This window comes from Saprospiraceae bacterium (genome assembly GCA_016717265.1).
GTDB lineage: Bacteria > Bacteroidota > Bacteroidia > Chitinophagales > Saprospiraceae > Vicinibacter.
The window spans coordinates 4,097,877-4,111,560 of sequence record JADKFX010000001.1 but is presented as its reverse complement, the minus strand read 5'-3'; the positions used below and the strand labels follow the sequence as shown (position 1 = coordinate 4,111,560).

At 34.2% G+C, this 13,684-nt stretch carries 10 protein-coding genes; 1 reads left to right on the top strand and 9 read right to left on the bottom strand.

The window, feature by feature from the left end:
- Window positions 1–94: 94 nt before the first annotated feature.
- The 9 genes from IPO86_15990 to IPO86_15950 form a co-directional block, all read right to left on the bottom strand.
- On the bottom strand, window positions 95–715 hold the full coding sequence (locus IPO86_15990; GenBank protein MBK9729609.1) for a CoA pyrophosphatase: 621 nt from the start codon (window positions 713–715) through the stop codon (window positions 95–97).
- Window positions 716–851: 136 nt separating this feature from the next.
- Window positions 852–1,640, bottom strand: a complete 789-nt coding sequence (locus tag IPO86_15985; protein ID MBK9729608.1) for a uroporphyrinogen-III synthase — start codon at window positions 1,638–1,640, stop codon at window positions 852–854.
- A gap of 12 nt (window positions 1,641–1,652) precedes the next feature.
- Window positions 1,653–2,576 (bottom strand): DUF4271 domain-containing protein, encoded by a 924-nt coding sequence (locus IPO86_15980; GenBank protein ID MBK9729607.1) that lies wholly within the window; start codon window positions 2,574–2,576, stop codon window positions 1,653–1,655.
- The gene (locus tag IPO86_15975; protein ID MBK9729606.1) at window positions 2,567–3,256 is read right to left on the bottom strand and encodes a response regulator transcription factor; all 690 of its coding nucleotides are present in this window, start codon (window positions 3,254–3,256) and stop codon (window positions 2,567–2,569) included. The genes IPO86_15980 and IPO86_15975 overlap by 10 nt, the downstream gene beginning before the upstream one ends.
- Entirely contained in the window at window positions 3,253–4,527 is a 1,275-nt protein-coding gene (locus IPO86_15970) for a HAMP domain-containing histidine kinase (protein MBK9729605.1), read from the bottom strand. The genes IPO86_15975 and IPO86_15970 overlap by 4 nt, the downstream gene beginning before the upstream one ends.
- 63 nt (window positions 4,528–4,590) lie before the next feature.
- Window positions 4,591–6,450 carry an ABC-F family ATP-binding cassette domain-containing protein gene (locus IPO86_15965; GenBank protein ID MBK9729604.1) on the bottom strand — a complete coding sequence of 620 codons (1,860 nt, stop codon included), beginning with the start codon at window positions 6,448–6,450 and terminating at the stop codon, window positions 4,591–4,593.
- Between the two features lie 113 nt (window positions 6,451–6,563).
- The gene (locus tag IPO86_15960) at window positions 6,564–7,313 is read right to left on the bottom strand and encodes a response regulator transcription factor (protein ID MBK9729603.1); all 750 of its coding nucleotides are present in this window, start codon (window positions 7,311–7,313) and stop codon (window positions 6,564–6,566) included.
- Window position 7,314: 1 nt separating this feature from the next.
- A complete protein-coding gene (locus tag IPO86_15955) occupies window positions 7,315–8,364 on the bottom strand; it encodes a histidine kinase (protein MBK9729602.1) in 1,050 nt (349 codons plus the stop codon).
- Window positions 8,365–8,392: 28 nt separating this feature from the next.
- A complete protein-coding gene (locus tag IPO86_15950; protein MBK9729601.1) occupies window positions 8,393–10,798 on the bottom strand; it encodes a TonB-dependent receptor in 2,406 nt (801 codons plus the stop codon).
- A 286-nt stretch (window positions 10,799–11,084) separates the two neighbouring features.
- Here IPO86_15950 and IPO86_15945 point away from each other — a divergent pair, with 286 nt between their 5' ends.
- On the top strand, window positions 11,085–13,451 hold the full coding sequence (locus tag IPO86_15945; protein ID MBK9729600.1) for a hypothetical protein: 2,367 nt from the start codon (window positions 11,085–11,087) through the stop codon (window positions 13,449–13,451).
- Window positions 13,452–13,684: the final 233 nt, after the last annotated feature.

The window sequence follows — 13,684 nt, the reverse complement described above, 5'->3', positions numbered from 1 at the left end:
TTGCGTGAATATAATTTGACACTCTCAAACCAACAAATCAAAAATTCTGTCTAAACACTTCTAGCCATCCCTTCTTAACATTAATCCAAAAGGCCTACAGCCTATTTACAAGTTCCGAAAACTCTTCCAAAATCATACCTGTGGCTCCCCATATGACAAGATCTCCTATTTGAATAGCCGGGACTTCACGCAATGGACCTTCCGTGGTTATTAATTCTATATTTTTACGGTAATCAGGAATTTGTAATTCTGATAATTGAATTTCATGAAGGGCATAAATTTCTGTTTGCTGTAAATTAAATTCTGGTTTGCCATGGTAATATGCCACATAAGGATAGACATGATGATAACTAACCGGAATGTAAATAGGACTTAAAGCTCCAAGAATTTCAACCTGATCTTCAGAGATGCCGATTTCTTCAACACATTCTCGTAATGCTGTGGCTTGAGTATCTATGTCTGCAGGATCTTTGCGACCTCCAGGTAATGCAATTTGTCCTTTATGTTTATCTGCAGGATGATTTGACTGTCGTGTGATTAAAGGAAAATAATATTCTTGATTTCGTTCGTAAATTAAGATTAAAACAGCAGCTATATGCACATCATCTGGGATAGCATAATTTAATCGGGCTGCAAAAGGTGCCAGTCTCAAATGTGCAGCTTTGCCAGGTAAAGGTTCTTTTAATTGGAATTTTATTTGATCAATATTCAGCATCAGTGACCTCGGAAATAAATAAGCTAAACGCAAAGATGAATGTGAAATATACGCAATGAAGTACTGGAATTACAAATAAAATAGTCTTCCGCTTTCTTCCTGTAAGCAAAATGCCTTAAGCCTACTCCCTTACAGATTATTTATTAGCTATTTTAAGATATTCTTCCAAAGCCATGGTCATAGAAGGTGTTTCGGGTGTCGGAGCTTGTATATCAAGTATTAAACCTGCATCGACAACAGCTTTAGCTGCAGGAGTTCCGAAAGCAGCAATCCGAGTATCACCTTGTGTAAAATCTGCGAAATTGTCAAATAATGATTTGATTTCCAATTGACTAAAAAATACAATGACGTCGTATTTAATTTCTTTTAAATCAGATAAATCTGCACTTACCGTACGGTACATTGGAGATTCATGAAATTTTATTTTAAGGGATTTTAAGAAATTTGCAACTTCGGGATTTCCGACTTCCGAACAAGGAATTAAAAATGGTCCGGATTCTTTATGTTTATTAAAATAACTGGTTAATTCTGTAACGGATTTAGTGCCATTAAACACCTTGCGCTTTCGGAATAGAATAAATTTCTGTAAATAATTAGCAACGGATTCTGTAGCGCAGAAATATTTATTCATCTCATTAATCTTAAACCGCATTTCTTCTGCTAGTCGAAAATAGTTTTCAATTGCGTTTTTACTGGTAAAAATGACATTTGGAAACTCATCATGGCGAATCCTCTGGCGACGAAAATCTTTCTCTGAATAGCCATCAACCTGAATAAAAGGACGCCAATCTAATTGAATATGATACTTAGCTTCTAACTCAAAATAGGGAGATCTTTCTGGCTTAGGTTGAGATAACAAAATGGATTTAACCTTCTTGTACCTATTGATTTTGTTGGCTGCAATGGTAGTCGTTTTAGTCGGCATTTCCTTCAGCTTTTATACCACACCCTGCCTCTCAAGAAAAACGAACATTAGGACTAAAGGTGCGATTTCGAAGGTGCAAAGATATAACAAAAAATGAAAAATATGCCCCCGCCATAAATTGACTGCAAATATTATTTCTCGAAGTTGTCTATATATATATAAAATAACGAAAATCAAGCAAATTAACCAAATACACTTCCTGCCAATATCAGGATTCACAAAAGTGATGATAAAATCAGCTGGAATTAATAAAATTGCCATAATACAAGAGAATATAACAATGCTGAACAAATACCGGTCGGATTCTTTGTAAATGCCATATATCATTCCTAATAGCTTGAGACTGAGATGTCTGATGCCATAAATTAAGAGCACACCACTAGCAATATAGAGTATATAAATGGGCTCTTTAAGTCCTTTAAAATGGATGATGCTGAGATAAATAAAAAGACTGGCACCAATAAAATATAAACCATAGAGCAAATAATATATCAATAGATTTTCTTCTTTGCTTTCCCGGTATAGTAAACTCAGGAAATTAAGGTTTATCAAACTTCGATAGAGTTTAATAGTGACACTCCGATTGATATTCAAGGCAATAGCCAGTAAAAAACTTAAAAATAAAAGTGCCCAAAATAAGAGGGATTGAATTTCAGAAGCCTGCAGCCTGGTATTCGCTGGTTTATTTATCCAGCTCATGATTTGACTTTTGGCTTGACCTGGAGTGCCTGCAATACTGCTCTTTGAACCAGGTCGTAATTCAAATGGATTTATGACTACGTTTTCGCTGCTATCTTTTTTTATAAGTAACTGACTGTCAATTGAAACTTGAGCTTTTCGAATGTCAAATGGATTGCTGCTTTGACTTACAGAAAGCACGGTAAACCAACAAATAATTAGTAAAATAGGGAAGAATCGTTTTAAATCTAAGGACATACAAACTTAAATCCGATACCATGGATGTTGTCAATTTTTATATCCGGATCTTCGCCTAGATACTTCCGAAGCCTGGAAATAAATACGTCTAAACTTCTACCCATAAAGTAATCGTCTTCACCCCAAAGGGTCTCCAGAATTACTGACCTTTTGATTACTTTATTCTTATTCTTAAGCAAGAAACTTAGTAGTTCGCTTTCGCGTTGAGTTAGAATACGGGCATCATTATTTAATACCAATTGGTATTCTAAAGGCATATATACGTATATCCCTACCTGAATTTCTTTTTCTTCTGTCGGGGCTTCAAAGACTTTAGATCGTCTTAAAAAGATTTCAATTTTTAAAATCAACTCTTCAATGCTAAATGGCTTGGTGAGGTAATCGTCCCCGCCTAGTTTTAAACCATGAATCCGGTCTTCCTTCATTGACTTTGCAGTCAGGAAAAGGATTGGAATCTGATGATCCTTTTTACGGATGTTTTCAGCAATTGTAAACCCGTCCATTTCAGGAAGCATAACATCTAAAATTACCAGGTCAAATTTCTCACTTTTAAATTTTTCGAATGCAGCTGCACCGCTTGAACAATGCAATACTTCGTACCCTTGTAATTCCAGATGGTCTTTCGTTATAAAAGATAAGGTTTCGTCATCTTCGGCGTATAATAACCTTGCTTTTTTCATTTATGAGAATTTTTGACCAATATACGTACAATTGTTCCTTTCTTGTATTCACTTTCTACACTAAGTTCAAAACCATGTTCGTCACAGATCCGTTTTACATAATATAAACCAATACCAAATCCTTTGACATTATGGATGTCACCAGTAGAAACCCTATAAAATTTTTGAAATAAATAGGGTAAATCATCCTTTTTAATTCCAATTCCTTTGTCCTCTATTTCAATGACACAAACATGATTTAAATCAAAAGTTCGCAATATTATCTGTAGATTTTCTTCACTATATTTAATTGCATTATCCAAAATATTAGACAAGACATTTACCATATGAAAGCGATCTGCTTTTACTTTATATCGTTTGGAATTCAATTCCATAGTTATAGAACCTCCGGCATCCTGAATCCGCATTTGCTGATGGTTACAAATTTCTTTAAGTAACTCATGCAAATCCAGTTCTTCCTTTTTTAAGCTAAAAGTGGAAGATTCCGTTTTTGCAATTTGTAAAACTTTTTCTACCTGATCATTTAAACGCTTCGTTTGATCGCGAATAATATTTGCATATTGGAATAAACGCTTATCCTCTTCTATCATTGGATTATTTACCAATACATCTGCAGAAATTTTTATGGATGAAATCGGGGTTTTAAATTCATGAGTCATATTATTGACAAAATCTTTCATTAAATCCGAATACCGTTTTTGTCGTAAAATAATCCAAATAGCAGAAACCAATATTAAACAAGCTGCCAATAATAAACCAGAAAAAAAGATTACATAGCCCATTTTCTGGTAGACATAAGATTCTTTTTCTGGAAATTTTACAACAAAATAATTGGTAACATCATTCTTTTTAGACTTCTTGTTTTTCTTAACAGCTACTTTTTTTTGATTGGGAACATTACAGCATTCGCTATATACCAATTCATTACTCGAGCAATCATAAATACCATACTCAAATGGAATGGCGATACCTTGTTTTTCAAATTCTGTTTCCAACAAAACGGCTAGCACAGATTGATCTATTGGCGTGTTTACATTTACTTCATAGAAATTACTGGCTTCTCGAACGATTAAACCCTTTTCCGTTAATTTTGCTTTGTTGTATTTTGCAATTCCCTGAGCAGTATTGCGAAGCGCGATACTTACAGATTGATGAAAAGAGGTTTCTTCTTTATTAAAAGTTTGTTTGATGTAATAAACCTGCATTACCGAGATGCCCAGGATAACCAGGACACTGAAAATAATAATGGTTGTAATCTTACCGGAACTCAAATACTATAATTTATATATTTAAACTGTTGAATCTCCATTAAGTTTATAAGCGGGTTTATATTTTCAGGAACTGGCATCTACCAATTCCATCCAGCGCAATTCTTTTTGATCTAATAAATCCTGGATTTCTGTAAGTCGCTTATTAATGACTGAAATTTCCTGGTTATCCATGGTGCTATCACTAAATTTAGCGACTAAAAGTTCCCGTTCTTTAGATAACTTTTCGAGATCCTTTTCAATTTGATTCATCTCGCGCTTTTCATTAAATCCTTGCTTTTTTTCTTTGCCTTTGTCTTTGATCTGCGGATTTTCTTTTTCAGAATTTGAAGTTACTTTTGGTTGATTCAATAAAGAGGCGCGATAATCTGAGTAATTCCCAGGGTAATCCTGAATCTTTCCATCCGTATTCAAAACAAAAACATGTTGTACTATTTTATCCATGAAATACCGGTCATGACTTACAATTACAATACAGCCCGGAAACTCCAATAAATAATCTTCCAAAACATTTAAAGTAATAATATCCAAATCATTGGTAGGTTCATCCAATATCAAAAAATTTGGATTCGAAATCAATACGGTTAATAAATACAATCTCCTTTTTTCACCTCCACTTAATTGAGATACCAACACTTGTTGTTGTGGTCTTGGAAATAAAAAGCGCTCTAATAATCCTTCAGCTGATAATTTGTGTCCTTTTTTTAATGGAATGTAATCGGCTATATCCCGAATTACATCAATGACCCTTTTGTCATCCCGCACTTGCAAGCCATCTTGTTCATAATGCCCAAATTGAACGGTTTCACCAATAATTATTTTACCCTGATCTGATTTTAAATTACCCGTTATCAATTTAATAAAACTGGTTTTTCCAGAACCATTCGGACCAATAATTCCTACTCTGTCTGTAGGTCTGAATTTATATGTGAATCCATCAATAATTTTCTTCTCTCCAAAGGATTTTGTGACATGATGTAATTCTAACACTTTTGAACCTAATCTCGGCTGGTCGATTTCAAATTCTATAGTACCTTGCTCTTTTGGACCATCAAGACTTTCTTTCAGATCATAAAATCGGTCGACACGCGCTTTGTTTTTTGTAGTTCTGGCTTTAGGCATCCTTCGCACCCAATCGAGTTCCTTACGAAGTAATTTTTCGGTCTTGTCTTTATAAATTGACTCTTGCTGCATTCGGATCGATTTCTTTTCCAAAAAATCTTCATAATCCCCTTGGTATTTATATAAAATACCTCGATCCAGTTCGTATATTTGATTGCAAACATTATTTAAAAAATACCGGTCATGGGTAACCATAAAAAGGGTTATCTGCGATTGCTCTAAAAAGCGTTCCAGCCATTCTATCATCTCCAGATCCAGGTGATTGGTAGGTTCGTCTAGAATAAGGAAATCAGGTTTAACACTTAATAATCGCACCAAAGCCAGCCTCTTTTTTTGTCCTCCACTGAGATGCTTTACCTTAAAATCAAAACCAGGCAATTGAAATTTACCAAATAACTCACGCATGGTAGTATCCATTTCCCAGGCATGATGTTCGTCCATTTGATGCAATGCTTTCTCAATTTCTTTGGGATCGTGAGTATTTTGAGCTCTATACAAAGCTTTTAAAGGCTCCATAGCCTCACTTTCAGAACTCAAAACAGCATCCAGGATAGTATCCTCGTGATCAAAGTCTGGATCCTGACCAAGATACCCAACTCTAACATCTTTATTAAGGTATACACTTGCTTTATCACCATCTGAGCTGTCTTCCCCAGCAATAATACGCATCAACGATGATTTTCCGGAACCATTCCGAGCTACAATGGCAGCTTTATCGCCTTGGTTAATCATGATCGAAAGATCCTCAAAAAGGACTTTTTCTCCATGTATTTTAGTAATATGTTCTAGGGTAAGGTAGTTCATTGGGCCGCAAAGTTAGGAATTTAAACTTTTGTTCAAGAGGAAGTGTTGCGGTAAACCTCAAATCCTTGAACTTCTGATCCAAATATAGCCTAAAGTATGAAATCAAAAATCAATTATCCACCTAACCATTCTTTAAATCCTTGCACCCGTTCGCGACTTACATAAATGTCTTCATCTCCAGGTGGTTCCAATTTTAGTTTTAGTCTGCCATTTAAATGAGGCACTATCTGTTGAATACTTTGTTGATGAATTAATAAATTTCTATTGATCCGATAGAATTTTTCAGCTTGTAAAAGGTCTTCTAATTTCTCAAGTGTATAGTCTACAAAGTACTTTTTATAATCTTTCGTAATAGCTTGGGTTAATCCATCTGAAGACTGAAACAAAAAAATATCGTCGCTGGCTATTGAAATAAGATGTGCACCATTGCGCACTAAAAAACGTTCTTTAATTTTTTCTTTTTGAATCATTTTATTCAGTAATTCAAAATTTAAGGATTCCGTTGAATTTGTTTGTGTCCTGATTTTATGAATTACACGCTTTAATTCTTCCGGCTCGATTGGTTTTAATAAATAGTCTATTGCATTTACCCGAAATGCCTGAACTGCATATTGATCAAAGGCTGTTGTAAAAACAACTTTGGATGTAATATTCACTTGCTTAAATATATCAAAACTCAAACCATCCGCAATTTGGATATCCATAAAAATAACATCTGGTGCTGGATTTGTTTGCAACCATCGAATACTGCTTTCAATAGAATCCAACACATTCAGGACGACAAATTCTGGAAATAGATTCTCCATTATTTTAGTAATCTGTTTGCTCGCAGGCAATTCATCTTCAATGATCAATACGCGCATGCTATAATTCTTTTGGATGTAATAGAATAATTGGTAAACGCACGATAAAACGATCTATGCTTTCTGTAACTTCCACTTTTTTTTCACTCAATAATTGATACCTGCTTTGTATGTTTTCTAGTCCGACCCCGGTTGAATCGGTAACTTGGTTTTTGCGTTGTAAATTATTTTGCACAATAATACAATCTACTTTAATGAGTAGCTCTATTCGCAAGGGTCTGTCTTTGGATATAATATTGTGCTTGATTGCATTTTCTATTAACATCTGCAATGTGAGCGGTACGATACCCATAGTTTCTGATAATTTTTCATTGGGCATTAGGACTTCCAGATTTTCGCCAAAGCGCTCCTTCAAAAGAAAAATATAGGATTCTAAATTCGATAATTCAGTATTCAAAGAAATCACCTGAGCATCCCGACTTTCCAGGACATACCGATAAACTTTACTCAATTGACGCACAAAATTTACTGCTTTAGCAGGTTCCTCTGGAATCAAATAAACAAGTGTATTGAGGCTATTAAATAAAAAATGTGGATTTACCTGATTGCGCAGACTTTCAAGTTGTGATTCAACATAATGGCGTTCCAGATTTACTTTTTCAACTACAGTAGTTTCAAGTTCTTTATAAAAATAAATACCTTCATAAATAGACATAATTAAGGAAGATACAATCAATGTTGCAATGCCTTCAAATAATAAATTCTTTTCCTCAATATGACTTGGAATTAACCAATTTAGGAATGCATCCAATCCAAAATTTACTAAAAAATATACAATCAAAAATGCACATGCCAAGAGACCGATGCGTTTGCCAATTTGGTTAAATTTTGGATATTTCTGTCGAATTCGAATATAAAACCATCGAAGTGAAAACCAAAAAGCACCCGTATAAATTAAAGACAATGGAATGCAAACGGCTATATATCCCCAATCTCCACTTGTATAATGTTCATGAAATAACAACATGGATATCAGTACACTCATAAGGGGTAGTCCGATCAAAATTATATTCCGATCATCGATGCAAATACTATGAGCGTTTATTTTCATTTTTATGCAGTTGAATTTAATGCTTTAATTAAAATTCAATACGATATAAAATGTCCGGAAAGAATCCAATTTGATAAAGCGTACCTACTTTTTTGTTATAGTCACTATATTGTTTTCTGAAAATATTTTTATGATTCGTGACATTCTGAAAATCAAGATAAAATGTTTGTGAAATCTTTTTCTTAGAATGATTCATTCGGTATCCTAATTTAATATCCCAGCGAAGGTAATTATCATAACGCTCAGAATACGCTTCGCTTTCTTTTCTTTTTTCTGTACCGGCAGCTAATGAAGCTTCTAAATCAACGGGTGTATCATATCGACCTCCAGCTGTTGTAAATTTTGTATCCATTGTAAATGCATTCCGTCCTGCTTTACCAAATTTAAATTCTTTTCCAGCTAAGATATTCAAAACATAGCCCCCATTGAATGCTGTATTGCGTTCTATATTATCAGAAGCTTTATATTTTGAATCAAATACAGATGCCGTAATAAGGGTATAATAACTTTTTGAAAAGAACTTCTCAAGGGTAAATTCTATGCCAATATTTCTTCCGGTGCCTTCATTTACCAAACTTGTATTTTCAGGAAAAACCCAATCTGCTCCTGCATTTAACATGGAAAACGTTGATGGAAATGGATCAACAGGAACTTTATCTAAGGATTGATAATATGTTTCCGCTTTAATTCTCCAGTCTTTCGAAGGTTTTAAATCATAACTTAAAACAAAATGATGACTTCTTGTAAAATCAAGATTTTGATTTGCCCGGATATAGGTCCCATCTGTCAAACGTTCCTGACGTAAAAAAACAGGTAAGGGTTGAATTTGATGATGCAGACCATATGCAAATGAAAGGCTTTGTTTTGCTGAAAAAATCCATTCTATTGAAGTTCTAGGATCCAATGCAATTTGATTTGTAATATCAAAGTATAAAGCATGTGTACCTGCGTTAATTGTCCATTTTTCATTGAGTTTAAACCGCACTTGTGCATATTCTTGCAAGCTGAGAAAGTTGCCTTGATAATCTCTTCCAGTAAACCAATCTGGCTTGCCATCACCGTCGATATCCGGAGTATCTTCGCGTTCTTTGACAAGGGTAGATGTATTTGAAAAAGTGGCTAAAAATCCGGCACGTATGGTCCATCTTGAATTCAGTTTATTATTATACAAAGAGGACAAACGGTAATCTGTTAAAGATTCATTGAAATCTACAATTCGGTAATTGCCCTGATCATCATAACGGAGATCGTCTTCCTGGTAAAGATTGGCTGTGTAAGAAGTAGATAAAATGGTTTTTAAATAGGAATGACTGTTTAATAAAATATTGTGTTTTAATCCTACCACACCAAATTTAGAAATATTGTAAGCATTGCGGCTTGGATCCGCAAAAATATCAGTAGTATCAAGTTCTTTTCCTAAAAATTCAATTTTACTGTAACCACCAATACCAAACAATGAAATTTTACCATATTTCCCTTGTCCAAAATTAAGGTTAAAAGAAAGGTCTTTATATGCTGGAACGGCGGTAGTGCCATAACTAATGCCAACTTTATTCGCAATTTCAACAAAGGAATGCCTATAAGCTACTAAAAAAGAACCGCCATTCTTTTTATTCATTGGACCTTCAGCCATTGCTTCAAAACCACTAAATGCTGCTAACTGGCCGGTGAATTCATATTTTTCTTTATTTCCAGAACGCAATCCGATATCAAATACGCCAGCTAAAGCATTTCCGTATTCGGCAGGAAATGCGGAAGTTAGAAAATCAGAATTAGAAATCATGTTCGGATTTAAAGCAGAAACAGGTCCGCCCGTTGTTCCAATTGTTGTAAAGTGATTTGGATTTGGAATGGGGACTCCTTCCATACGCCAAAGTACTCCTGTAGGTGAGTTTCCCCGGATTATAATATCATTTCGTTGGTCGTTATTAGCAGCCACACCAGCAAAGTTTCCTACTAATTTTGCGATGTCATTTCGACCACCAGAATATCGCCTTACCTCTTCTACATTAAATTGGCGTGAACTAACAGTAGCAAGTTCATTGATCGGACGATCTTTATCTGCATCTGCTGCAATAATAATTTCTTCCAGGGAATGAGTAGCTTCTTCCATTTTAATTTCAAGCACTACCTCTTTGCCTGATGACACAAGGGTATTTGGAATCAATAATTCGTGATATCCAAGATAACTTATCTGAATAATATGTCGGCCTACAGGAACATTTTGAATGACAAAGTTTCCATTCATGTCCGTGACATTACCCAATACCGGGGTAGCACTTAGTACAGAAACGGCAGCTCCTAATATAGGCGTTTCAGATTGTTTGTCAAGAATGGTTCCTCGAATTGTTTGGACACTTTGTCCATTACTATTCCCGGGAATTAAAAGGATTGCAATAAGTATTTTAAAATAATTTAAACCTAAAAATTTCATGTTGTTTGACTTCAAATGTGAGTATTATAATTACCCTGCAAAGTTCGATCTCTAAATGTATTTTAAAAGTAAAATCCAATGATCCCAATGAATTAACCATTGAGTTGTTAGAATTGTTGGTTGAATGGTATTAAATAGTAGGTCCAAAGTTCCGATTTTACATTTTAACTTATTCCGATTTTTTGAATATTAGGAACCGCTTTTATTAAAATTTCAATCTTGATTTAAATTAATATAGCCGACAATTAAGATTCAACTATATTTGGTCATAATTCAAGTTTTTCGGATGCCTAGATTTCCTGATTTTAAATTTATCATTCTGTATATTTTGTCCACTGTTTTTGCTTTTGCCCAATCTCCTGCTCCACTCTTTCATTTGGATGCGTCATTGGGTGTCACCAATTCAAATGGAAAAGTCAAAGAATGGCTAGATCCACAAAGAAATGTGAAAGCTACTCAGAATACAGCTGCAAATCAAGCTGAGTATATCGCACAAAGTATTGGAGGCAGACCGGCCGTAAGGTTTAATGGGGCGTCCACTTTTATGAATATGCCTTCCATATTTCCGGTTGATAAGGATTATACAATTATTGTTGTTTGTAAAGCAAATGGTCCGTCAAATAATATTTTAGGAGGGAATTCTCATACCCTTTGGATGGCAGGTGCGACGTCTCCAAAAATTTTGCATAATGGAGATTTTAATAATCAGGTTAGTGCAAGTTTTGATCCCGGATATGAATCCACAATTATAATAGCACAATACAATAATACAACTCAAAAAGGAAGCCTCATTCTAAATGGTTTATTTGAAGATTCATCCTTTTGTCCAAAAAATCTCGACAATACAATATTTATTTCTGCTTACCAGGGAGGTTATTATTTTAATGGGGATATTTCAGAAATTCAATTGTACGATCGATATTTGGATATAGCCGAGCGCAAAAAAATAGAAGCAGATTTAAAATTAAAGTATAAAATTAAGGATCCACCTCCACAGGATACAAGGTTTACAAATATACCCGGTAATTTTCATTTTTTTCCAAGGGATTCAAATGGAGAAGCACATTTTGAGATTCGTGGTAATATTGATAATCCAGTATATGATTCTATTCAACTTTTAGTGTATAGAGAGCAAGCACTCATTTCAGAAATTACAAATGCATTGGTGTATGATCTGAATCAAAAAGCACCATTTTTGTTTACTGCGAAAATAAAATCAGAATTAGCAAATTATGCAATAGAAGTCAAACTAAAGAATTCAACAGAAGATACATTAATAGCAAGAAGAGATCATTTAGTTGCAGGGGATGTTTACATTATTACTGGTCAATCCAATAGTATTTTTGGAGGAAATCCATATACTAATTTGTATTGCAGAACTTTTGGTAAAAATTATTCAAGTAGCAAAGCAGATACTCAATGGACGATTGCTTCAGCTGCAGGTTATGGAGGTGGCCCCGATATTTGTGCTTGGGGTATGGATTTAGCAAAATCTATTATAAGTGAATATAAAGTTCCGGTTTGTATTTTAAATGGTGGGGTAGGTGGTACCTCCATTCAACAACATCAGCGGGATGATATAAATCCTGCTTTGCCTGTAAATATATATGGTAGTCTCTTATATCGCGCCCAAAAATCAAACTTGGCGTCAGCAGCAAAAGCAATCTTTTGGTATCAAGGCGAAAGCAATGCAAGTGCTTTTTATTTTGATAATTTTAAAACATTATATGATGATTGGAAAATCGATTATCCGAATGTAAAAAAAATATTTGTAGTTCAAATACATCAGGGTTGTGGAGCTGGTGATCATGCTGCAGTAAGAGAAATTCAACGAAGCTTGCCAAAAAATTTTACTGATATTGAAGTCATTAGTACGATGGGATTACCCGGACATGATGGTTGCCACTATACTTTAGATGGATATCTTGCTCTGGCAAAAAATATATTCCCATTAGTTCAAAAGGAATTTTATAATGGAATTGATCAAGCCGATTTTTATGCACCGAATATAAAACAGGCATATTTCAGCAAACAAGATTATTCAGAAATTACTTTGGTTTTTCAAAAAGATAGTGCAACATTATTGCCTCCAAAAGATAGTATTCTGAATGGAACAACCATTTCCCTGAAGGATTATTTTGCATTAGAGGATCAATGGAAAGTAATTAAAAATATTCAAGTAAAAGGTAATGCAGTCATACTGGAATTAAAAAAACCTGGAATAGTAAATACGATTACCTATTTACCAGAAGTAAATTACCATGATTTTAACACGGTATATCAAGGACCTTATTTATTGAATAAAAATCAAATTGGCGCATTGAGCTTTTATAGATTCCCAATTGATAAACAAATGCCAACAGCTTCCAATCCAATTGCTGAAATTAAGGAGATTCCGATATGGGTTTATCCAAATCCTGGCAAGAAATCTATGCCATTATATTTTGTTTCAAATTTTGAAGAACCATTGGAAGATATTGAAATTTGTTTTAGAAATATGATTGGTGAAATTATCTTTAAGAAGAGATTGCCGTTTCTTCCTGCTGGAAAAAATACCATAGAAATTGAATTTCAAATTGAGCTTGCTGAAACGTTGATTTGGCAATTTAAATCTGGCTCATTTTTTAAAGCTGGTAAATGGGTTGTGCTGTAATTTAGATAGACTATTCTAAAGATTTATAAGCAATGAAAATTTGATTTACAAAGGCACTTTAAGCGGAATTTAAAAATGTTTTGATGAATTGATCAAACTATGTTTTTAAATTATTAGTAGACTATCATACTATAATTTCCAAAGGATATTTTGTACTTTTCAGTCGGTAAAAAAAACCAAAAGACTTTTTCAAAATAAGGCGCTTTACTATGCTCCTTGCTGCAATTCACATT

Coding starts and splice junctions, on each gene's coding strand:
- IPO86_15990 (MBK9729609.1), bottom strand. CDS start 715: ATGCTGAATATTGATCAAATAAAATTCCAATTAAAAGAACCTTTACCT.
- IPO86_15985 (MBK9729608.1), bottom strand. CDS start 1,640: ATGCCGACTAAAACGACTACCATTGCAGCCAACAAAATCAATAGGTAC.
- IPO86_15980 (MBK9729607.1), bottom strand. CDS start 2,576: ATGTCCTTAGATTTAAAACGATTCTTCCCTATTTTACTAATTATTTGT.
- IPO86_15975 (MBK9729606.1), bottom strand. CDS start 3,256: ATGAAAAAAGCAAGGTTATTATACGCCGAAGATGACGAAACCTTATCT.
- IPO86_15965 (MBK9729604.1), bottom strand. CDS start 6,450: ATGAACTACCTTACCCTAGAACATATTACTAAAATACATGGAGAAAAA.
- IPO86_15960 (MBK9729603.1), bottom strand. CDS start 7,313: ATGCGCGTATTGATCATTGAAGATGAATTGCCTGCGAGCAAACAGATT.
- IPO86_15955 (MBK9729602.1), bottom strand. CDS start 8,364: ATGAAAATAAACGCTCATAGTATTTGCATCGATGATCGGAATATAATT.
- IPO86_15950 (MBK9729601.1), bottom strand. CDS start 10,798: ATGAAATTTTTAGGTTTAAATTATTTTAAAATACTTATTGCAATCCTT.
- IPO86_15945 (MBK9729600.1), top strand. CDS start 11,085: ATGCCTAGATTTCCTGATTTTAAATTTATCATTCTGTATATTTTGTCC.